This window comes from Nonomuraea sp. NPDC050202 (assembly GCF_040656115.1).
Taxonomy (GTDB): Bacteria; Actinomycetota; Actinomycetes; order Streptosporangiales; family Streptosporangiaceae; genus Nonomuraea.
Window position 1 is genome coordinate 333,677 of the sequence record NZ_JBFALF010000001.1, and the last position, 20,581, is coordinate 354,257.

20 protein-coding genes are annotated in these 20,581 nt (G+C 73.3%); 10 read left to right on the forward strand and 10 right to left on the reverse strand.

Annotated features, from left to right (window positions below; genetic code table 11):
* Positions 1–7 precede the first annotated feature (7 nt).
* Positions 8–703, forward strand: coding sequence for an endonuclease/exonuclease/phosphatase family protein (locus AB0I79_RS01730; protein ID WP_357865823.1), 696 nt, complete (start codon positions 8–10; stop codon positions 701–703).
* A gap of 38 nt (positions 704–741) precedes the next feature.
* Positions 742–1,899 (forward strand): hypothetical protein, encoded by a 1,158-nt coding sequence (locus AB0I79_RS01735; RefSeq protein ID WP_357865824.1) that lies wholly within the window; start codon positions 742–744, stop codon positions 1,897–1,899.
* 3 nt (positions 1,900–1,902) lie between these two features.
* Here the strand turns inward: AB0I79_RS01735 and AB0I79_RS01740 are convergent, their stop codons facing one another.
* Positions 1,903–2,373 (reverse strand): hypothetical protein, encoded by a 471-nt coding sequence (locus AB0I79_RS01740; RefSeq protein WP_357865825.1) that lies wholly within the window; start codon positions 2,371–2,373, stop codon positions 1,903–1,905.
* Positions 2,374–2,419: 46 nt separating this feature from the next.
* Positions 2,420–3,178 (reverse strand): alpha/beta fold hydrolase, encoded by a 759-nt coding sequence (locus tag AB0I79_RS01745; protein ID WP_357865826.1) that lies wholly within the window; start codon positions 3,176–3,178, stop codon positions 2,420–2,422.
* 178 nt (positions 3,179–3,356) lie between these two features.
* On the opposite strand from AB0I79_RS01745, the gene AB0I79_RS01750 reads away from it, so the two are divergent.
* Complete coding sequence (locus AB0I79_RS01750; protein WP_357865828.1) at positions 3,357–4,076, forward strand: lysophospholipid acyltransferase family protein; 720 nt, start codon at positions 3,357–3,359, stop codon at positions 4,074–4,076.
* A gap of 12 nt (positions 4,077–4,088) precedes the next feature.
* Here AB0I79_RS01750 and AB0I79_RS01755 read toward each other — a convergent pair whose 3' ends face one another.
* A complete protein-coding gene (locus tag AB0I79_RS01755; protein ID WP_357865830.1) occupies positions 4,089–4,550 on the reverse strand; it encodes a MarR family transcriptional regulator in 462 nt (153 codons plus the stop codon).
* 83 nt (positions 4,551–4,633) lie between these two features.
* Between AB0I79_RS01755 and AB0I79_RS01760 the strand changes: the two genes are divergently transcribed.
* Positions 4,634–5,059 (forward strand): DoxX family protein, encoded by a 426-nt coding sequence (locus AB0I79_RS01760; protein WP_357865831.1) that lies wholly within the window; start codon positions 4,634–4,636, stop codon positions 5,057–5,059.
* 97 nt (positions 5,060–5,156) lie between these two features.
* Here the strand turns inward: AB0I79_RS01760 and mmuM are convergent, their stop codons facing one another.
* The gene (gene mmuM, locus AB0I79_RS01765; RefSeq protein WP_357865832.1) at positions 5,157–6,023 is read right to left on the reverse strand and encodes a homocysteine S-methyltransferase; all 867 of its coding nucleotides are present in this window, start codon (positions 6,021–6,023) and stop codon (positions 5,157–5,159) included.
* Positions 6,024–6,139: 116 nt separating this feature from the next.
* Positions 6,140–6,808 (reverse strand): Crp/Fnr family transcriptional regulator, encoded by a 669-nt coding sequence (locus AB0I79_RS01770; protein WP_357865834.1) that lies wholly within the window; start codon positions 6,806–6,808, stop codon positions 6,140–6,142.
* A gap of 74 nt (positions 6,809–6,882) precedes the next feature.
* Between AB0I79_RS01770 and AB0I79_RS01775 the strand changes: the two genes are divergently transcribed.
* Entirely contained in the window at positions 6,883–7,146 is a 264-nt protein-coding gene (locus AB0I79_RS01775) for a YciI family protein (RefSeq protein WP_357865836.1), read from the forward strand.
* Between the two features lie 59 nt (positions 7,147–7,205).
* Here the strand turns inward: AB0I79_RS01775 and AB0I79_RS01780 are convergent, their stop codons facing one another.
* Together AB0I79_RS01780 and AB0I79_RS01785 are read right to left on the reverse strand one after the other, a co-directional pair.
* Complete coding sequence (locus tag AB0I79_RS01780; RefSeq protein WP_357865838.1) at positions 7,206–9,626, reverse strand: VIT domain-containing protein; 2,421 nt, start codon at positions 9,624–9,626, stop codon at positions 7,206–7,208.
* Complete coding sequence (locus AB0I79_RS01785) at positions 9,623–10,849, reverse strand: MerR family transcriptional regulator (RefSeq protein ID WP_357865839.1); 1,227 nt, start codon at positions 10,847–10,849, stop codon at positions 9,623–9,625. The genes AB0I79_RS01780 and AB0I79_RS01785 overlap by 4 nt, the downstream gene beginning before the upstream one ends.
* Before the next feature lie 117 nt (positions 10,850–10,966).
* Between AB0I79_RS01785 and AB0I79_RS01790 the strand changes: the two genes are divergently transcribed.
* Entirely contained in the window at positions 10,967–11,434 is a 468-nt protein-coding gene (locus AB0I79_RS01790) for a DNA starvation/stationary phase protection protein (RefSeq protein WP_357865841.1), read from the forward strand.
* Between the two features lie 427 nt (positions 11,435–11,861).
* On the forward strand, positions 11,862–12,884 hold the full coding sequence (locus AB0I79_RS01795) for an alkaline phosphatase PhoX (RefSeq protein ID WP_357865843.1): 1,023 nt from the start codon (positions 11,862–11,864) through the stop codon (positions 12,882–12,884).
* Positions 12,885–12,921: 37 nt separating this feature from the next.
* Here the strand turns inward: AB0I79_RS01795 and AB0I79_RS01800 are convergent, their stop codons facing one another.
* The gene (locus tag AB0I79_RS01800; protein WP_357865844.1) at positions 12,922–13,515 is read right to left on the reverse strand and encodes a TetR/AcrR family transcriptional regulator; all 594 of its coding nucleotides are present in this window, start codon (positions 13,513–13,515) and stop codon (positions 12,922–12,924) included.
* A gap of 92 nt (positions 13,516–13,607) precedes the next feature.
* Between AB0I79_RS01800 and AB0I79_RS01805 the strand changes: the two genes are divergently transcribed.
* Positions 13,608–15,794, forward strand: a complete 2,187-nt coding sequence (locus tag AB0I79_RS01805; RefSeq protein ID WP_357865845.1) for an MMPL family transporter — start codon at positions 13,608–13,610, stop codon at positions 15,792–15,794.
* Here the strand turns inward: AB0I79_RS01805 and AB0I79_RS01810 are convergent.
* On the reverse strand, positions 15,763–16,611 hold the full coding sequence (locus AB0I79_RS01810; protein WP_357865847.1) for a helix-turn-helix domain-containing GNAT family N-acetyltransferase: 849 nt from the start codon (positions 16,609–16,611) through the stop codon (positions 15,763–15,765). The two genes, AB0I79_RS01805 and AB0I79_RS01810, sit on opposite strands and share 32 nt — an antisense overlap.
* Before the next feature lie 94 nt (positions 16,612–16,705).
* Between AB0I79_RS01810 and AB0I79_RS01815 the strand changes: the two genes are divergently transcribed.
* Together AB0I79_RS01815 and AB0I79_RS01820 are read left to right on the forward strand one after the other, a co-directional pair.
* Entirely contained in the window at positions 16,706–17,611 is a 906-nt protein-coding gene (locus tag AB0I79_RS01815; protein WP_357865848.1) for a beta-propeller fold lactonase family protein, read from the forward strand.
* A 52-nt stretch (positions 17,612–17,663) separates the two neighbouring features.
* Positions 17,664–19,058 (forward strand): N,N-dimethylformamidase beta subunit family domain-containing protein, encoded by a 1,395-nt coding sequence (locus tag AB0I79_RS01820; protein ID WP_357865849.1) that lies wholly within the window; start codon positions 17,664–17,666, stop codon positions 19,056–19,058.
* A 33-nt stretch (positions 19,059–19,091) separates the two neighbouring features.
* On the opposite strand, the gene glpK is transcribed toward AB0I79_RS01820, so the two are convergent.
* Positions 19,092–20,561: a glycerol kinase GlpK gene (gene glpK, locus AB0I79_RS01825; RefSeq protein WP_357865850.1), complete on the reverse strand. Its 1,470-nt coding sequence runs from the start codon at positions 20,559–20,561 to the stop codon at positions 19,092–19,094.
* Positions 20,562–20,581: the final 20 nt, after the last annotated feature.

Here is a 20,581-nt window from a genome sequence, read left to right on the forward strand (position 1 = left end):
CGGGCACGTGACGATCAGGGTCGGTACGTACAACCTGCACGGGCTGCGCGACAGCGTGCCCGCGCTCACCAGGGTCATCGCCGCGGCGCGCGCCGACGTGCTGTGCGTGCAGGAGGCGCCCAGGTTCGGCCGCTGGCGGGCCAGGCGCGCGGCGCTGGCCGCCGCGGCGGGCCTGGCCGTGGCGACGCCGGGCAGGGCGGGTGGAGTGGCCGTCCTCGTCGGGCGGCGCGCCCGCGTGCTGCACGCCGGGAGCCACAGGCTGCGTGCCTTCCTCGGCCTGGAACGGCGCGCGCTGGCCGTCGCCGTGGTGCAGGCCGAGGGGGCCCGGCTGGCCGTCGGCTCGCTCCACCTCGACCTCAGCGACCCCGCCAGGATGCATCACGCCGCCGAGGCCGTGGCGCTGATGGAGGGCGTGGCGGCCCGGTACGGCGCCGCCGTCGTGCTCGCCGGTGACGTCAACGAGCACCCCCACCGGCCCGCCTGGCGTTACCTGGCCGGGCGGCTGGCAGACTGCTACGCGGTGGCGCCCAAGGGCGAGGGGCTGACGTTCCCCGCCGCGAGGCCGTCCGCGCGCATCGACGGGGTGTTCGCCGCGCGCGGGACACACGTCGTGTCGTGCGGCGGAGTGGACGCCTCGATCGCCGATCTGACCGGGGCCAGCGACCATCTGCCGGTCGTCGCGGAGTTGCGAGTTGGGCACTAGCGGGCATGTCAGGCTCTCCAGCCCGTAGCATTTCCCTCATGACCCGTCGCTCTCAGCGGCGTGCGCTCTCCTTGATCTTGGCGACGTTCGTGGCCTGGACGCAGGTCACGCCCGCCGCGCATGCCGATCCCCGCCCCACGCAGATCGAGGCGTGGCAGCAGTCGACCAGCGTGCGCCTCCAGGCCGACGGCTCGCTCTCCGACGTGCTGGCGATCTCGCCGAGCGACGTCTGGGCGGTGGGCCAGCAGGAGATCTGGGACGTCTGGAAGAACCGCGGCACCATCCGCCACTGGAACGGCAGCAGGTGGGCCGAGGTCGGCGTCCGCGACAACACGGCGGCGGGCAACCTGCGCGGCCTGGCGGCCGTCTCCTCCTCCGACGTGTGGGCGGTCGGGGACGGGCACGACGGGCTGCCGTACCTGGCGCACGGCGACCAGGCGGGCTTCGACCGGGTCAGGCCGCTCTGCGCGCAGGCCGGCGACCCGGCAGGGGCCGAACGGGTCAGGCCGCCCTGCCTGCGGGCCGGCGACTGGCTGGGCGGCATCGACGCCAAGTCGGGCAAGGTGGTGGCGGTCGGCAGCCGCGAGAAGAACGGGCTGATCCTCACCGGTCAGGGCAACTCCTGGGCGGTCCACGAGACCAAGGAGGAGGGGGCCCTGTACGCGGTGTCCGGCGGGTTCGCCGTCGGCGACACCGGCACCGAGCCGCTGATCGTGCACTACTCGGGCGGCTCGTGGAAGTCCATGCCGCTGCCCTCCGTCCCCGGCGGCTACCTGCGCGACGTTCAGGTCGACAGCTCCAAGCGGGCGCTGGCCGTCGGAGGGATCTACCGCGGCCCCGGCGACATCTCGCCGCTCGCCCTGGCCTGGAACGGCAAGCGGTGGCGGGAGCTGCGTCTGCCCCGCTCCGAGGCCAGGCTGTACGGCGTGACCGGCGACGGCAAGGGGCGCTACTGGATGACCGGCTACGACCCCGCGCGGGCCGCCGAGCCGTTCATGCTGCGCTGCGAGAAGGGCGAGTGCGAGACCATCAGGGGCGACGCGCAGCAGGGCAGGAGCAGCGTGCGGCTGCAGGCGGTGGCGTACCTGGCGGGCAAGAGCACGGTCTGGGCGGTCGGCCACACCGTGGACACCAAGGACCGCTACACCGACGTGGTGGAGTCGTTCGCGCCCAAGACCACCACGTCGAAGTCGTAGCCGCTAGAGGACGGCGCCGTCGTCCCAGCCGGAGTCGTTGGGCGGGCCGTCGCCCATGCGGACCACCAGCGCCACGAACCCCCCGATGAACGCCGCCACCGCGGTGAACAGCGCCCAGCCCTCCATGTGCCAGCTCGCCATGGCGGCGACCAGCAGGTAGGCGGGGCCGCCGAACAGCGCCACCCACGCCAGCTTGGTCGGCAGGTCCAGCTTGGGCAGCGGAGGGGGCGGCGGAGGCTCGAAGTGGCCCTCGTCCTCCTCCTCGCCGTCGTCGCCGCGCTCCGGCGGGGTGTCGTCCAGGACGGTGCCGGCCGCGGGTTCCTCCTCCGGGGGCTTGACCACCCGGCGGGTCGGCTCGGCAGGCACGTTCTCGCTGTCCGGCCATGGCTGGTCGGCCGAGTCGCGCTCGGCGGTGTCGTTGAAGGACGCGACGATCTGCCGCCAGACCTCGTCCTCGTCACTCTGGGGCGTCACCTAGATGGGCCTCTCCGCAGCGATCGCGACTTCCCCCTGGGTGCGATCAGTCCCTCTGCAAGGGTACCGAGGCATGTGTCCGGATGAAGTCGAGGCTCCCGGCAAAGATCCTGTCGGCATCGTTGTCAAGCGTCGCAACATGGTAGCTATCGGTAAGCTCCTCGATCGTGGCCTGCGGGACCTTCGCGCGTATGATCGCGACACTCGTCGGCTTCACCACGTGGTCCTCCGTGCTGTGGAAGACCAGCAGCGGCTGCGTCACCTTCGCCAGGTCGGCCTGCACCAGCGACCACAGCCCGGGCAGCGAGGCCGCCGCCTTGACCGGGGTGCGGGTGTAGGCCAGCTCGCGCACGCCGGGCTTCTTGACGTCGTTGGCGACGCCGGGCACCGACGGCACGAACCATTTGAGCAGCGGAGCCAGCTTCAGTAACGGCACGTCGTTGGCGATCGACGGGTTGACCACCATCACCCCCGAGATCGCCGGGCCGTGCACCTCGGCAAGCCGCAGCGCCAGGCAGCCGCCCAGCGACAGCCCCGCCACGAACACCTCCGCGCACCTGCCCTGGAGGTCGGCGAACGCCTTCTCCACCTCGGCGTACCAGTCCTCCCAGCGCGTCCTGTTCATCTCCTGCCACCTGGTGCCGTGCCCGGGCTGGCGGGGGAGCGAAACGCTGACCCCGTGCCCGGCAAGGTACTCACCCCACGGCCGCAGGGACTGCGGCGTGCCGGTGAACCCGTGACACAGCAGCACGCCGATCTGGCCTGCTTCGTGGTGGTAGGGCTCTGCGCCTGGCATGAGCGGCATAACAGCTCCTCTGTGCCGTTTCATTCCGGCAATTTCCGCCGGAACGGCCCGATCGTCGCATGTTCCGGGGTATTTGTGCGAGAGCTGATGTAGGAGCATGGCCGTCGAGATGGGAAGATGACTCTGCCCGCTGCTGACAATGCCCGCCGACGAGAAGTGCGCAGGAAGAGGTGCCAGGGTGTTCTACTGGGTGGTCAAGGCCATCTTGGGGCCGTTCCTCCACCTCGTCTTCAGGCCGTGGACCGAGGGCGCGGAAAACGTGCCCAAGCAGGGGCCCGCGATCCTGGCCGGCAACCACCTGTCCTTCGCCGACCACTTCTTCGGCCCGCTGCAGATCAGGCGCAAGGTCATCTCGCTGGGCAAGGCCGACTACTTCACCGGGCGCGGCATCAAGGGCTTCTTCACCCGGCTGTTCTTCAGCGGCGTGGGCACCGTCCCGATCGACCGCTCGGGCGGCAAGGCCAGCGAGGCCGCCCTGCGCACGGGGCTGCGCGTGCTGCGCGAGGGCAACATCCTGGGCATCTACCCCGAGGGCACCCGCACCCCTGACGGCCGCCTCTACAAGGGCAAGACCGGCGTGGCCAGACTCGCCCTGGAGTCGCGGGTGCCGGTGATCCCGTGGGCGATGATCAACACGTACGAGATGATGCCGCCGGGGCGGCTGCTGCCCAAGCTGGGCATCAGGCCGGGTGTGCGGTTCGGCAAGCCGCTCGACTTCTCCCGCTACTACGGCATGGAGGACGACCGGCTGGTGCTGCGCGCGGTGACCGACGAGATCATGTACGCGCTGATGGAGCTGTCGGGCCAGGAGTACGTCGACAAGTACGCCGCCAGCGCCCGCGTCGAGATGGAGCGCGCCGCGCGCGCCGCCGCCGCGGGCAGCAACAAGAGCGAGTGATCGCGGGGGCGGTCAGGCGGAGGAACGTAAGGCCTCTTCCGTCTTGCGCATGGCGCTCGTCATCGCGCGCAGCTCCTCCCGGCTGAGCCGGTCGATCAGGAAGGCGCGCACGACCTCCACGTGACCGGGAGCCACCCGCGCCAGGCAGTGCGCGCCCTTCTCCGTCAGCACCGCCAGCACGCCGCGCTCGTCGGACGGGCACGTCGCCCGCTCGACCAGCCCCGCCTTCTCCAACTGGTTGATCTGGTACGTCAGCGCGCTCTTCGACACCACGACGTCCCTGGCCAGCTCCGTCATGCGCATCTGGCGGCCGGGGGACTCCGACAGGACCACCAGGATCTCGTACTGCGGGTGCGTGAGGCCGGCGGCGGCCTTGAGCTGCTCCTCGATGCGCCGCTCGAGCAGGTGGGAGGTGGACACGAAGGCGCGCCATGCCGCCATCTCGGTCGCGTCCAGCCATCGGGTGTCCGTCACCGATTCAGTGTACTGTCGTTCGAATTTGAACAAATCACTGCTAGAGTCGTTGTTCAAATCTGAACAACCATCGAGGAGTCCGCATGGTGGATCAGGCGCGTCCCTTCGCCCTGTTGCTGGCGAGGGTCGCCATCGGGGTGATCTTCCTGGTGCACGGCTATCAGAAGTTCGCGACGATGGGGATCGCGGGCACGACCAAGTTCTTCGAGTCCGTCGGCATCCCGCTGGCCGGCCTGGCCGCTCCGGCGGTGGCCGTGCTGGAGGTCGCCGGCGGCCTGGCGCTGATCCTGGGCGCCGCGCTGCCGATCGCCGGCACGTTGCTCGCCCTCGACATGCTGGGCGCGATCGCCTTCGTGCACGGCGCCAACGGGCTGGCCGGTGACGGTGGCTACGAGTTCGTGCTGGCGCTGGCCGCGGCCAGCCTGGCCGTCGGGTTCACCGGGGGCGGCGCGCTGGCGCTCGACCGCGTCCTGATCCGCCGCCGCAGCGCCGCCACGGCGACCGCCTAGCGGGGGTTCCGCCGCCGCCTCTCCTCTTCCGGCGCACTCCGGTGCGGTCCCCCGGGAGCGGGGAGGCCGCCCGAGCCCCTGCTGACCGCCTGGCGGCTCAGGTCAGGTGCGCGCGGATCTGCCTGATGTGCTCCGGCGTCGTACGGCAGCAGCCGCCGATCAGCGACGCCCCCGCCCGCTGCCACTCCTGGGCGGCCCGGCCGTACTCGACCGGGTCGGCCAGGCCCGTCCAGCGGCGGGCGGCGGCGTCCCACGCTTCGCCCGAGTTGGGGTAGACCACCACGGGCAGGCCGCCCGACAGGCACGCGACGAGGCCGGGGATGTGGCGCGGCGCGGTGCAGTTCGCGCCGACGGCCACCACCTGCGGGTTTCCCGTGAACAGCGCCGCCGCCTCGCGGATCGGGGTGCCGTCGTTGAGCCGCTCGCCGTCGCGGCACGAGAAGCTCACCCACACCTTCACCCCCGGCGTGCGGGCCAGCAGCGCGGCCAGCGCCCGCGCCTCGGCGAAGGACGGGATCGTCTCACAGGCCAGCAGATCAGCCCCGGCGGCGGCCAGGATCTCCCAGCGCGGCAGGTGCCAGGCGTACAGGCCGTCCTCGTCGAGGTCGTAGTCGCCGGTGTACTCGGCGCCGTTGGCCAGGTAGGCGCCGTACGGGCCGACCGAGGCCGCCACCAGCCCGTGCCCGGCCTCGTCCCGTGCCTGGGCGGCCAGCTCCACCGACAGCCGGATCAGCCGCTCGGCCTCGACCGCGTCCAGGCCGCGCCGCGCGAACCCCGGCAGCGTCGCCTGATAGCTCGCCGTGGTCGCCACGTCGGCCCCGGCGGCGAAGTAGTCCGCGTGCGCGCGCCGGATCAGCGCCGGCTCCTCCAGCAGCAGCCGCGCCGACCACAGCGCGTCGCTCAGATCCGCGCCGAGTTCCTCGAGCCGCGTGGCCAGCCCGCCGTCCAGGACAAGTGTCGTCACTTATCCAGCCTACGGGGCCGCCGGAAATGCGCGGATGGCGTGGTCGTGGCCCACCACTCCACCGCGCCGCGCCACGACGGCGCCGTTCGCGGGAGTGAGCGGCCCGCGTGGGCGGTTCAGGGGACGGGCGTCTGGAGGGCGGCCGCGCGGGCGAGTGCCGGGTGGTCCAGCACGATCACCTCGCCGGTGCCGATCTCGATCAGGCCCCGGCGCTCGAAGCCCCGCAGGGCCCGGTTGACACTCACCCTGGTCGCCCCGATCTCGGCCCCCAGACCGGCCTGCCCGCCGTGCAGCGGCACCCGTCCGGCGGCGCAGCGGCGTACCAGCCAGGTGGCCACCCGCGACGGCACGTCCCGCACCGACGCGTCGAGGAGCCGCTCGTCGAGGTCCCGCACGGTCGTGGCCAGCGTGCGCAGCAGCCGCGCCGCCACGGACGGCTCCGCGCCGACGAGTTCGAGCACGGCGGCCCGCGGCAGGTACGCCACCCCCACCGCCGTCAGCGCCGTCCGCGTGGCGCGATGGGTGCCGTCCACCAGCAGGGCCGTCTTGTCGAACGCCACCGGCGCCTCCTCCACGGCCAGCACCACCTCCCGGCCCTCCGCGCTCACCCGCGCCGCCCTGACCCGCCCGGCCAGCAGCACGATCAGGTGGTCGGCCGGATCCCCCTCCGTGCAGAGCACCTGCCCGGCCGCATACCGCCGCCACCGGGCCTGCGCCGCCAGCCCGCGCAGCCGCTCCTCACCGAGCCCCCCGAGCATGGGCAGGTCGGCCAGCGTGTACGTCATGTATCCCGTGATACACCATGCCCGTGCCGCGCGATGCTGAGCGCGGGGGCGGCCGGCGCCTAGCGTGCGGGGGCATGGCGAGATATGTGTTGCAACTGGCCTTCGACGGCGATCCCCGGCGGCTCGCGGCCCGCCCCGCGCACCGGGAGCACCTGCGGCGGCTCAAGGAGCAGGGGCGGCTGGTGACCGCCGGGCCGTGGGCGGACGACAGCGGGGCCTTGCACGTCTACGAGGTGGCGGACGAGGCCGAGCTGCGGGCGATCCTCCAGGAGGACCCGTACACGGCGGTGGACGGCTACGAGATCGTGCTGCTGAGGGAGTGGGCTCCGATCATGTGACGCCCGCGGGCGCCGCCACCGTACGGTGACGGTAGCGGCACCCGCGGGTCCCCGGACGGTCAGGCGCGCTTCCAGAAGGGGCCGCGCCGCTGGCCGCCGGCAGGCCCGGGCGCGGGGGACGGAGAGGAGCCGCCGCCGGTGAGCGCGGTCAGCACCTCGACGGCGCGATCGTGCAGCGCCTGCGCGTCCGCGCCGGGGCGTTCGGCGCCCTCCAGCTCGCGGGCCAGCGTCTCCAGGTCCTCGTTCCCGCCGAGGAAGGCCGCCAGGGCCGCCAGCCGGGTGCCCAGGTCCGCCAGGTACAGCAGGTCAGGCGCCGGGAGGGCCCTGAGCCGGTCGAGCTCGGCGGTGAGCTGGGGCCGTACCGAGTCCAGCCGGTGAGCGGGCCGCGCGCCCGGCCTGCCCCAGCGACCGCCTCCGGGAGCGGCCGGAGCCGGCATCGGCGGCCCGCCGGGCGCGGCCGGCCGAGGAGCCGGGCCAGAACGCGGAAGTCCGCCACCGGGAGCGCCGCCAGGACCGCCGAACACGGGACCGCCGCCCTCCTGCCCGCCACCGCCCGCGAACCCCTGGTCCAGGTCGGCCTGGCCGAGCCCGGGCGCGGGCATCCGCATCCGGGGCGCCGACATGGGGGCGGCGGTCAGCATCATGCCGGCCGCGAACGTGCCCGCCGCCGGCGCCGCGCTCGGCAGCTCCCAGCCGCTCGGCGGCTCGACCGGCTGGATGACGCGATGCTCGGGCCCCTCGCCGGCCACCTGCCTGGTGTCGACGGCCACGTACGCGGTGAACCGGCAGAGCACGCCGTACTCCAGCGACGTACGCACGATGCGCGACTCCAGGTCGTGCTCGCCCATGGCGTAGCGGTCCTCCAGCTCGCGCAGGTGCGCCCGCGCCCACACCGCGCGGATGGCCGGATGGTCCGCGGTCACGCCGGGGACCCGCTCCTCCCACGGCGCGCCCGCCGCCGTCCCGCGCACGGTGACCGAGGAGCCCTGGCGGCAACGCCCGTACGCGCGCAGCGGCACGCCGGGGAAGATCGAGCCCAGGTGGGTGACCGTGCCGGGCTCGACGTCGAGGTCCTTGAGCGACAGGCCGGTCACCAGGGGAGCGCCGATCCTGCGGTGGATGGCGTCCATGGCGGCGTCCAGCCGGTCCTCCGACTCGACCAGCTCGCACCGCCCCGCCCCCAGCCCGGCCAGCCGCCCCAGGAACCCGGCGTTCACGGCGCGGTCGATGCCGACCGTGTGCACGCGCATGGCCGACAGCGCGCCGCCCGCCTGCTCCAGGATCTGGTCCTCGTTGCCCACTTGGCCGTCGGTGACCAGCACCACGACGCGTTCGCGTCCGCTCTGGGCGCCGCCCAGCAGGGTGGTGGCCTGGCGCAGCGGTTCGAGCAGCTCGGTGCCGCCGCGGGCGTCCACCCTGGCCAGGTGCTCGACCGCGCGGTACCGGTTGCGGTCGGACGCCTCCACCAGCCCCTCGAACGCCTGCTCCACCACCGAGTCGAAGGTCAGCACCGCGAACCTGTCCTGCGGCGTCAGCGTGTCGACGATGCGCGCGGCGGCCCGGCGGGCGCAGATCATCTTCCAGCCGCCCATGCTGCCCGAGCGGTCGAGCAGCAGCACCAGGTCGCGCGGCGTCCGGGTGGCCTCCAGCGGCGGTGGCAGCACGGTGAGGGCGAACGTTCCCCGCCCGTCGAGCTGCAACGACGTGGAGGCGTCGAACGACAGCCGCAGCACGAAGTCCCGGTCGAGCCGCTCGCCGGGGCGCAGCCGTACGGTGTGGCCCTCCTCCTCGACCACGTGCAGGCTGGAGGCCAGCTCGCGCAGCTCCAGCCCGGCCGCGTCCACGGTGGCGGCCAGCGACAGCCGCACGGGGTCGGGGAAGCCCGGCAGCAGGACCGGCGGGCTGATCCTCGACGCGTCGGGCACGGCGTCGGTGTCGGGAGCCGTGCCGTCACCGGCCGGCGGGCCGTCGATCGGGCTGCCGGGGATGTAGCGCGGGGCCACGACCAGCGGGAACCTGAACGTGGCCGCGCCGTCCTCGTACGGCAGGGGCTGGCTCATCGTGAGCCTCACCGAGACGCGCTCGCCGGGCAGGATGTTGCCCACCCTGATCGTGAACACGTCGGGCCGGTCCTCCTCGGCGATCGCCGCCCGCCTGCCCTCGCGCAGCGCCCGGTCGTAGTCCGCCCTGGCCTGGCCCCGCTCCTTCAGCACCCCCTCGATCACCCGGTCGTCGGCCTCCATCCGGAAGCCGGTGACGGCCGCCCTGTCGGGCAGCGGGAAGACGTACGTGGCCTCCAGCGTGACGTCGAACGGGTTCCTGAAGCCCTGCGTGACCTCCACCCCGGCGATCAGGCCCGAGATGTCCGCGGTCACGTCCACGCTCTCCAGCGGCAGGTTGCCGCGCTCGGTCAGCAGCGCGCCGAACCCGGCGTCCGGCACCGGCAGGCACCGTGCGGGCTCCAGCGAAGTGATCCTCATATCAGCTCCCTCTCTTCGAGCACCGCGAGCAGCGGCCGCGCGGCCGCCAGCACCGCCTGAACGTCCTCATCGGACGGCACCCGGCCCGCGTCCAGCACGAGCCGCACCCCGTCGCCCAGCCTGACCCCCGTCACCACCCCACCACGTGACCCGCCGGTCCTCTCCCCTCCGGCCGCCCCGACACGCCCCTGACCCTCGCCGGCCCGCATCGCCGTGGGGGCCGAGCCCGCCCCGCGGGACGGACCGCGAGCAGGTGGCGCGCTGGTCCCGTCCGCCGGGTCGTCGACGGGGTGCACGGCCGATGGCCTCGCCGGGCCGCCGGGCCGCAGAGTTCCCGCCTCGGGGGCGGCGCCGCTGGCGGGCATCGTGCCCGACTCGGGCTCGGAGCCGCTGGTGGGCATCGGGCCCGGCTCAGGCTCCAAGCCGCTGGTGGGCATCGCGCCCGGCTCGTGAGCGGGGTGCTCGCGGCGCAGCGCGGGCGCGTCCTGGGACGGGCGCGCGCTCCGTGGTGCGCCAGGCTCGGGTGCCCGTGCGCCGGGCGCCGGTGTGCTGGGTGCCGGTGTGCTGGGGGCTGCTTCGCGACCGTGCGCCGCGCCACTGCCCGGCCGCTCGGCCCAGAACCGGTCGCGCGCCGCCTCGCCGCCACCGGCCGCTCCCGCGCGCGCCCTGTCGGCCGCCGCCGGCACGTGACCGGTCACGTCCGGATGCTCGGCCGCCGACGGCCCGTCCGGGCCGTGTGCCGCAGGAGGGCCGTCCGGGTGGTGCGTCGCAGGGTGGCCGTCCGGGTGGCGCATCGCGGGGTGGCCGTCCGGGTGGTGCGTCGCGGGGTGGCGGTCCGGGTGGTGCGTCGCGGGGTGGCCGTCCGGGTGGTGTGCGGGCGGCGGGGCCTCCAGGTCCGCGGGGGGCGGGGCTTCCAGGTGCGCCGCCGCCTCCAGCATCCGGTCCGTGGCTCCGGCCAGGGCCGCCTGGATCTCCGCGATCGACCGGCCGGCCGCCTGCAGCCGCTTCACGGCGACGAGCTGCAGCAGGTGCCGCCGCCCGTACCGGGCCACCCGGCCGCGCCGCGTGAGCGGCGGGTCCACCAGGCCGATCGTCGTGTACCACCTGATCAGCCGCTCGCCCGGCACGTCGCGGACCCGCCCGTTGGGCGGTGCCGGCGCGCCGGCGCGCAGGGCGCGTGCCGCGTGCTCGGCCAGCTCGCCGATCGTCCAGGTGTCACTCATGAACCCACGATGACACTGTCACTATTACACTGTCAACGACGCCGGACGGCGGAAGATCTGGCGGAGCGGTTTTGTTGCTAAATGTGTAAATTCCGACCGCTGGGGAGGAAGGTAGACATGGCTACCATCACCGGCCCGCTCTCGGGCGACGCCAGGAACACCGTCGCGGAGGCCCTCCAGGGCGCCCTGGTGGACCTCATCGACCTGTCGCTGGTCGCCAAGCAGGCACACTGGAACCTCATCGGCACCCACTTCCGCTCTATCCACCTCCAGCTCGACGAGGTCGTCACGCTGGCCAGAACGCATATGGACACCATCGCCGAGCGTGCCGTCGCCCTCGGGGTCAACCCGGACGGCCGTGCCGCCACGATCTCCCGCTCCAGCAGGCTCCAGCAGCCGGAGAGCGGCTGGATCGAGGACGGGAAGGTGCTGGCGACGATCACCGACGTCCTTGACGGCATCAGCAAGCGCATGTACGAGCGCATCCGGGCCACCGACGAGGCCGACCCCGTCACCCAGGACCTGCTGATCGCCGTGGCGCAGGAGATCGACAAGCAGCACTGGATGTTCCAGGCGCAGCGCTGACCCATCGCGAGGAGAGCCCGGGCCCCGAGCCCGGGCTCTCGCATGTCATGAGCGTCGCGAAGACGGCGTCGCGCCTGACGGCCACGATGTCGGGATCGCGTCTGACGGCCGTGACGTCGGCCCCCTGGAGCCTGGAGCCTGGAGTCCGGCACGCCGGCACCGACGTGTCCGCCTCCGCCACGGTGCCGTCACCGGCCCTCGTTTCCGGCGGGCGGGCGGTGCCTCATCGCGACCGGTCCCGCCGTCACCGGCCGTCACGAGGTGGCAGGTCGCCGGTTCGCGTACCGCCCTCAGCTGTACGGAACGTCACCGCGCACGGACCGCCCGGCGAACGGCAGTCGGGGTTTGCGCAGAGTTTGATGTCGCGAGTCCCTGCCATTCATGTCGGTGCGGTCGACTAGCGTGGCACCTAGAGGGAGGCCCCACGATGTCGCGCAAGACTCTCCTCCGCACGGGCCCGCTCGTGCCGGGCGGCGTCAGCCCGTACGGTCCGCTCGGCCTGGCAGGCACGGGCGGCTTGGCGCTGCCCCCAGGGTTCACCGGCCGGGTCGTGGCCCGCTCAGGGGAGAAGGTCGCCGGCCTGACCTGGCACGCCGCCCCCGACGGCGGCGCCTGCTTCCCCGACGGCGACGGCTGGATCTACGTGAGCAACTCCGAGCTGCCCCTGCTCGGCGGCGCCTCGGCGCTGCGCTTCCGCGCCGACGGCAGCGTCGGCGACGCCTACCGCATCCTGTCGGGCACCGATCTCAACTGCGCCGGCGGCGCCACGCCGTGGCACACCTGGCTGTCGTGCGAGCTCGGCCACCGGGGCCGCGTCTTCGAGTGCGACCCCTACGGCGCCCGCGCCGCCCGGCCCCGGCTGGCCATGGGGCGCTTCAAGCACGAGGCCGCCGCCTGCGACCCCGAACGGCATGTCATCTACATGACCGAGGACGAGCCCGACGGCTGCTTCTACCGGTTCCGGCCGGGCGACTGGGGTGACCTGACGGAGGGCACGCTGGAGGTGCTGTGCGCCTCGGGCCACTGGCAGGCCGTGCCCTCGCCGGCCGCCCTGCTCAAGGAGGCCCGCCACCAGGTCGAGGACGCCCGTCACTTCGACGGCGGCGACGGCTGCCACTACGCCGGAGGGGTGTGCTACTTCACCACGAAGGGCGACACCGGGCTGTGGGCGTACGACGCGCAGACCTCGACCCTCGACCGGCTCTGCGAGGGCGTGCGCGCCATCACCGCCGCCCCCTCCGGCGACCTGTACGTCGCCAGGGAGCGCCCCGAGATCGACGTCATCGCGCCCGACCGGGCGGTGACACCGTTCCTCAGGCTGGAGGGGCACGACGGGGCCGAGCTGACCGGGCTGGCCTTCTCGCCCGACGGCGAGCGGCTCTACTTCTCGGCCAGGCGCGGCCGCACCGAGGGGCACACGTTCGAGGTGAGAGGCCCCTTCCGCCCCTGAGCCAGGTCCCCAGAGCCGCTGCCGCGCCCGACCTCGCTCATTCCAGGTAGCGGACGAGCATGAGCTTGAGCTCGTCCACGAGCTCGGCCGATCGCTCGGGCGCCGACGAGGTGATCATCGGCATCACCGCCTTCACCATGGCCAGCGCCATGGTCCCGGTCAGCAGCGCCCGTTCCTCGGACAGCCCGGGGGAGCGGCGGCGCAGCATGGCCGCGATGTGCCCGGCGATGTCCTCGTGCAGCCGCTGTGACGCCGCCGCGAGCTGGTCGCCCGTCGCCGAGCCGTACAGCAGCGACCAGTACGCGGGCGAGGCGCTCTTGAACCGCACGCTCTCGTCCACGAGCTGCCCCACCAGCACCTCCAGGGGCACCTCCGGCGTGACGGCGGCCAGCCGGTCGGCCCAGAACTCCTGCCGGTCGACCGTGTAGCGAGCCACCAGCCCGTCCAGGATCTCCTCCTTGTTCCTGAAGAACTGGTACAGCGACCCCGGTGACACCCCCGCCCGCGCGGCGACCTGGTTCGTGGTCAGCTCCGGGTAGCCGACCTCGGCGATCACCAGCTCGGCGGCGTCGAGGATCTCGGCCATGCGCTTGAGGCCGCGCGCCTGCCGGCGGACCGTGCGTTCAGCCATGGGTCTCCTCGTTGACAAATACGAGCATTTACTTGTATTTCTGGGTCCGGAAGTAAAACACGAGCAGTTTACCGAGTTTTCGGGGAGATCTCATGGTGACCACCCGCGCCCGCCCCGCCCGCCAGGCCGCGGTCGGCCCGCCGCTGCGCAGGCTGGGCTTCCTGCTCGTCCGCCGCCGCAGGCTGGTGCTCGCGCTGGCCCTGGCCGTGCTGATCGGCGCCGGCGTGCTGGCGGCGGGGGCGGCGTCGGGGCTGTCGCTGGCCAGGTTCGAAGCGCCGGGGTCGGAGTCGGACCGGGCGCAGGCCGAGCTGGAGGAGCGGTTCGGCACCGGCAGCCCCGACATGATCTTCCTGGTGACGGCGCGGAGCGGCACCGTGGACGACCCCGCCGTCGAAGCGGCGGGCCGGGAGCTGACCGAGCGCGTCGGCCGCCACGAGGGCGTGGCCGAGTCGGCCTCCTACTGGACCCGCGGCAGGCCCGCCACCCTGCGCAGCGAGGACGGCAGGCACGCGCTGATCGTCGTGCGCATCCCGGGGAACGCCGACCACGTGCGCGCCGAGGTCCTGCCCAGGCTCGTCCCCGAGATCACCAGGGGTACGGACCTGCTCCAGGTGCGGGCCGGGGGCGGGGAGGAGGTCTTCAGGGAGACCGTGCCGCTGGCCAGGCAGGACTTCGTCCGGGCCGAGCTGGTCATCTTCCCGCTGGCGTTCGTGCTGCTCTGGCTCTACCAGCGGCGCGCCATGGCGGCCCTGGTGCCGATCCTCGCCGGCGTGTACGCCATGGTGATCGGCCTGGCGCTGCTCAGCGGCGTCCTGCTGTTCACCGAGATCTCCACCTTCGCCCTCAACCTGACCCTGGCCATGGGCCTCGGCCTGGGCATCGACTACTGCCTGTTCGTCATCCAGCGCTTCCGCGAGGAGACGCGGCGCGGCGCCGACCGGGCCGCCGCGGTCGCCGGGGCGGTCGAGCACGCGGGCAGGACGGTCCTGTTCAGCGGCCTGACCGTGGCCTCGTCGCTGGCCGTGCTGTTCGCGCTGCCGTTCGACTTCCTGCGCTCCTTCGCCTACGCCGGGATCGCGGTCGTCCTGGGCGGCCTGGTGGCGGCGGTGGTCGTGCTGCCCGCCGTGCTGGCCACGATCGGCGGCACGATCCTGCCCAGACGGGACAGGCCCGAGCGGGCGGACGGCTTCTGGCACGGCCTGGCCACCCGGGTGATGCGCCGGCCTCTGGTGTTCGGCGGGCTGGCCACGGTGCTGCTGCTCGTGCTCGCCTCACCGTTCCTGGGTCTGCGCTTCGGCGTGGCCGACGACCGCATCCTGCCGCCGGAGGCCTCCTCCCGCCAGACCCAGGAGGTCATCCGCCAGTCCTTCCCGGCCGAGGAGACCGACGCCATCCAGCTCGTCTCCGCGGACGCCCGCGCGGGCGACGTCTCCGGGTACGCCGCGAGCCTGTCCAGGCTGCCCGGCGTGGCGCAGGTGGACTCGGCGGCCGGCTCGTACGCGGGCGGCACGCGCGTGGGCGACGGCGACCCGGCCAGGTTCCAGGGCCAGGGCCGGGGCACGTGGTTGTCCGTCGTCCCGTCCGCGGCGGCGCTGGCCGACGACCCCGTACGCCTGGTCGAGGCCGTACGCACGGTGCGGCCGCCCTTCGAGGTGCTGGTCGGCGGCTACCCGGCCGAGCTGTCCGACTACCGCTCCTCCGTCGTGGACCGGCTCCCGCTGGTGCTGGCGCTCATGCTGGGCGTGACGTTCGCCGTCCTGTTCCTCATGACCAGGAGCGTGATCATCCCGATCAAGGCGACCCTCCTGAACGTCCTCAGCCTCGGCGTGATGTTCGGCGCCATCGTCTGGATCTTCCAGGACGGCAACCTGTCGGGCCTGCTGGGCTTCACTCCGACGGGCACGCTCGACCCGAGCATCCCGATCCTGATGCTCTGCGTGGCCTACGGCCTGTCGATGGACTACGAGGTCTTCCTGCTCTCCCGGATCAAGGAGGAGTACGACAGGACGGGCGACACGGAGTCGGCCGTGGCCACCGGACTGCAGGCGGGGGCGCCGCTGATCACGGCGGCCGGCGGCATCCTGGCGCTGACGTTCGCCGCGTACGCCACGGCGTCGGTGACGTTCGTGCAGATGCTGGGTGTCGGCATGGCGGTGGCGGTGCTGGTGGACGCCACCGTGATCAGGGCGGTGCTGGTGCCGAGCCTGATGCGCCTGGCGGGCCCGCTGAACTGGTGGCCGGACACGCCTAGAGGTCGCGCGACCACATCTGCTCGGTGACCTCGACCCCGTTCTCCACCCCCTTCTCCTCCGAATCCAGCTCGAATCCGGCTGCCTGGTAGATGCGCCGCGCGCTCTCCAGGCAGTCGCGCGTCCACAACACGATCCGCTTGTACCCCTCGGCTTGCGCGTGCCGCAGGCACTCGTCCACGAGCCGCCGCCCGATGCCCAGCCCGCGGGCGGACGGCTCGACCAGCAGCATCCGCAGCTTGGCCGTGGTGTCGTCCTGCCGCACGCAGAACACGCATCCGGCCCGCTCCCCGTCGACCTCGGCGATCCATCCGGCGTCGCGGGAGAAGTCGAGGTCGCCCACGATCCTGGCGACGAGCTGCTCGAACCCGGTGCCCCAGCCGTACTCGGCGCTGTAGAGCGCGCCGTGCCGGTGGACGACCCAGCCCAGGTCGCCGGTGCGCGGCGGCCTGATCACGTACGGCGCGCGCTCCTGCCCGCCGCCCAGCAACCGCCTGATCGCAGCCATGCTGGAGACCAGCCGCTCCTGGTCCGCCTCGGGCAGGCCGCCGAGCAGCGTCCTGATCTCCTCCGACGAGCGCCGGTCGAGCGCCGCGAACACCTCGGCCCCCGCCGGGGTGAGCCCGACGAGCTGCTTGCGCGCGTCGGCCGCCGAGCGTTCGCGGGTGACCAGCCCGTCGCCCTCGAAGCGGGCCAGGATCCGGCTGAGGTAGCCCGCGTCCAGGCCGAGCAGCGCGCGCAGCTCGCCGGTCTCCCTGCGCTCGGCGTGCGCCAGCTCGAACAGCACCCTGGCCTCGGTCAGCGAGTACGGCGATTCGAGCATCCCCACCTGGAGCGCGCCGATCACCTTCGTATAGAACCGGTTGAAGGCTCTGACCTCAGAGACCCTTGCCTCTGTCAACGAACTCATTGCCATAGTCAACCATAGGAGGATCCCCGCTGTGAAGCACGTGCGCATAGGCGGATACGGTCCCGGCATCGTCACCATCGGCGGCGGCCTCACCCGGGTGACGGCGCCCTCGTTCCTGGCCGCCCACCCCTCGCTGCCGGTGCTGTACGCCGTCGGCGAGCTCGAACGCGGCTGGCTCACCGCGTACCAGGCCCAGGGGGCGGAGCTCGGCCCGCTGGACGAGCGCCCCAGCGAGGGCCACAGCCCCTGCCACGTCGCCGTCGACCCCGAGGGCGGCCTGCTCGCGGTGGCCAACTACGGCGACGGCACGGCCACCCTCTACCGGCTGGACGAGCGGGGCGCGTTCACGGGGGATCCCATCGTGCTGCGCCACACGGGCTCAGGCCCGGACGCCGAGCGCCAGGAGGGCCCGCACGCCCACCAGGCCGCCTTCCACGACGGCCTGCTGCACGTCTCCGACCTCGGCACCGACGAGATCCGCCGCTACCGCCACGACGGCACCCCGCTGGAGCCGATCACCTTGGCCCCCGGCACCGGCCCGCGCCACTTCGCCTTCGCGGGCTCGCGCCTGTACGTGGCGGGCGAGCTCGACGGCACCGTCACCCTGATCGAGGGCGAGCGCCGCACGGTCGTCCGCGCCTCCCGCCAGGAGGGCGAGAACGCCCCCTCCCACCTGCAACTCCACGGCGACCTCGTCTACGTCGCCAACCGCGGCCCGAACACGATCTCCGTGCTGCGCGCCGCCGACCTGTCACCGGTGGCCGAGGTGCCCTCCGGCGGCAACTGGCCCAGGCACTTCGCCATCGACGGCGAGCGCATGTACGTGGCCAACCAGTACGCGAACACCGTCACCTCCTTCCGGATCGAGGACGGCGTGCCGGTGCCGGACGGGGAGTCGTACGAGGTGGAAAGCCCGGCCTGTGTGCTGATCATGTAAGGAGTTCGCCAAGTCGGGGCCCGCCGGGGCGTCCGGTCCCGACCATGGGCACGTGCGCAAGATCCTGCTCGCCCTCGTCCTGCTGGCCGCCGGCTGCGGCGAGGCGCCCGCCGTCGAGCCGCCCGTCGATCAGCACGCCGATCCGCCCGTCACGCGGCAGGCCGCCGAGCCGCCGGTCGCCGACGTGCAGGAGTCGTGGCGGATCACCCGGCACGGCGCCGCGCACGAGATCGAGGGCTACGCCGACGAGGTGAGCGTGCTGCCGGGGGAGCGGTTCCGGCTGCACGTCTCCACCACCGCGCCGCGCTTCTCCGCCCGCGCCTTCCGCATGGGCGCCAACCCGTCGAAGGTGTGGGAGTCGGCGTGGGTGCGGGGGACGCGGCAGGCGGCGGCGCGGGTCGTGGACGGCACGGTGACCGCCGCCCACTGGGACCCGTCCCTGACCGTGGACACCGCCGGCTGGCCCGAGGGCGCCTACCTCGTCAGGCTCGACGCCTCCACCGGCGCCCAGCGCTACGTCCCGATCACCGTGCGCTCGGCCTCCACCGCCGGCCGCGTCGTGATCGTGAACGCGGTCACCACCTGGCAGGCGTACAACCTGTGGGGCGGCCGCAGCCTCTACACGGGCCCCGGCGGGTACGGGTACCGCTCGCGCGCGGTCACCTTCGACCGCCCCTACGACGGCACCGGCGCCCGGCTCTTCCTGGACTTCGAGGAGGAGGCGCTGGCCGTGGCCGAGCAGAGCGGGGTGCCGCTGGCGTACCTGACCAACCTGGACCTCGTGCCGGGCGCGCTGGACGGCGCCCGCGCGGTGATCTCGCTGGGTCACGACGAGTACTGGTCGCCCGGCATGCGCAGGGCCGTCACCAGGGCCAGGGACCGGGGCACGAACCTCGCCTTCCTCGGCGCCAACGCCGTCTACTGGCGCATCGCCATGCGCGGCAGGCAGGTGCTGTGCGACAAGGAGCGGGTCTGCGAGCTGTGGCGGGAGTCGGAGCCGGAGAGCTCGCTGATCGGGCAGATGTACGACTGCTTCCCCGCCGAGGGCGTCTACCGGGTCAGCAGGCCAGGGCACTGGATCTTCGCCGGGACGAAGGGGCGGCGTTTCCCCGGGATGGTCGGCGTGGAGACCGACCGGGTGTCGCGGGGGTCGCCGCCCGGTGTCCAGGTGCTGGCCGAATCGCCGTTCTCGTGCGGCGGCCGGGCCGCCGTCACGCACAGCACGTACTACACGGCGCCGAGCGGGGCCGGGGTGTTCGCCTCAGGCACCATGCGCTGGGTGTGCGCGCTGCGCGGGCGGCGGTGCGGGCACGGCGTCACCGACTCCGCCGCCGCCTTCACCCGCCGCGCCACGCTCAACCTCCTCACCCGCTTCGCCAAGGGTCCGGCCGGCCGCGCCCAGAAGGAAGGCGCGCAGCCGCCGCACCCGGCCGCTCAGGAGCCGTGACGCCGGGCGTTCAGGAGCCGTGACGCCGGGCGTTCAGGAGCCGTGGGTGCCCGCCGTCGCGAGCCGGACGGCCGCGCGCCAGCGCTCGTAGGCGGCGTCGTCGCGCTCGCCAGGCTCGAAGCGCCGGTCCAGGTGCCAGGTCTTGCGCAGCTCGGCCCGCGACCCCCACACGCCTGCGCCGAGCCCGGCCAGGAACGCCGCCCCGAGCGCCGTCGTCTCCTGGATCGCCGGCCGCTCCACCGCCGCCCCGAGCTGATCGGCCTGGAGCTGCATGAGCAGGTCGTTGGCGCTCGCCCCGCCGTCGGCCTTCAGCACGGGCACCGAACCGCCGGTCATCGACCCGACGACGTCCCGCACCTCGAACGCGATCGCCTCCAGCGTGGCCCTGACCAGGTGCGCCCGCGTCGTGCCGCGGGTGATGCCGGTGATCAGCCCGCGCGCCTGCGGATCCCAGTGCGGCGCCCCCAGCCCGGTCAGCGCGGGCACGAACACCACCCCGCCGCTGTCGGGCACCGTACGCGCCACGGCCTCCGACTCCGGCGCCGTCCCGATCACCCCGAGCCCGTCACGCAGCCACTGCACCGCCGCCCCGGTCACGAAGATCGACCCCTCCAGCGCGAACGTGCGCTCGCCCGACGGCGTCTGCCAGGCCACCGTGGTCAGCAGCCCCGACTCCGAGCGCACGATCTCCCCGCCGAGGTTGGTCAGCACGAACGAGCCCGTGCCGTAGGTGCACTTCACGTCCCCCACGTCGAAGCAGGTCTGCCCGAACAGCGCCGCCTGCTGGTCGCCCGCGACCCCGCTGATCGGAACGTCCAGCCCGAGGAACGCCGACGGCTCCGTACGCCCGATCGGCCCGTAGTTCGGCACGATCTCCGGCAGGGCCTCCCGCGGCACCCCGAACAGCTCGCACAGCTCCGGCTCCCAGGTGCCGGACGCCAGCCCGTACAGGAGGGTCCGGGAGGCGTTGGACGGGTCGGTGACGTGCCGCGCGCCCGCCGTCAGCCTGGCGATCAGGTAGGAGTCCACCGTCCCTATGGCCACATTTCCGGACTCGACCCCTTCCCAGACCTGGGGGTCGTTCTCGGCCAGCCAGGTCAGCTTGGTGGCGGTGAAATAGGGGTCGAGGCGCAGCCCGGTCAGCTCCGAGACCCGCGGCTCGTGCCCCGCCTCGCGCAGCCGCCCGCACAGCCCGGCCGTGCGGCGGTCCTGCCAGACGATCGCCCGCCGCGGCGCGGCCAGCGTGCGGCGATCCCACAACACGGCGGTCTCGCGCTGGTTGGTGATGCCCACGCAGGAGGGCGGTTGCGCGGCTCCGCGCAGCGCGGTGGCGCAGGCCGACAGGGTGGCCTGCCAGATGTCCTCGGGGTTGTGCTCGACCCGGCCGGGCTCGGGGAAATGCTGCGCGAATTCCTCGTACCCCTTGGAGATGATCTGCCCGTTTTCTGTGACAAGCAGCGCTGTCACCCCAGTTGTTCCGGCATCAATCGCGAGCACAACCATGAAAATTCCTCCGGGGTAAG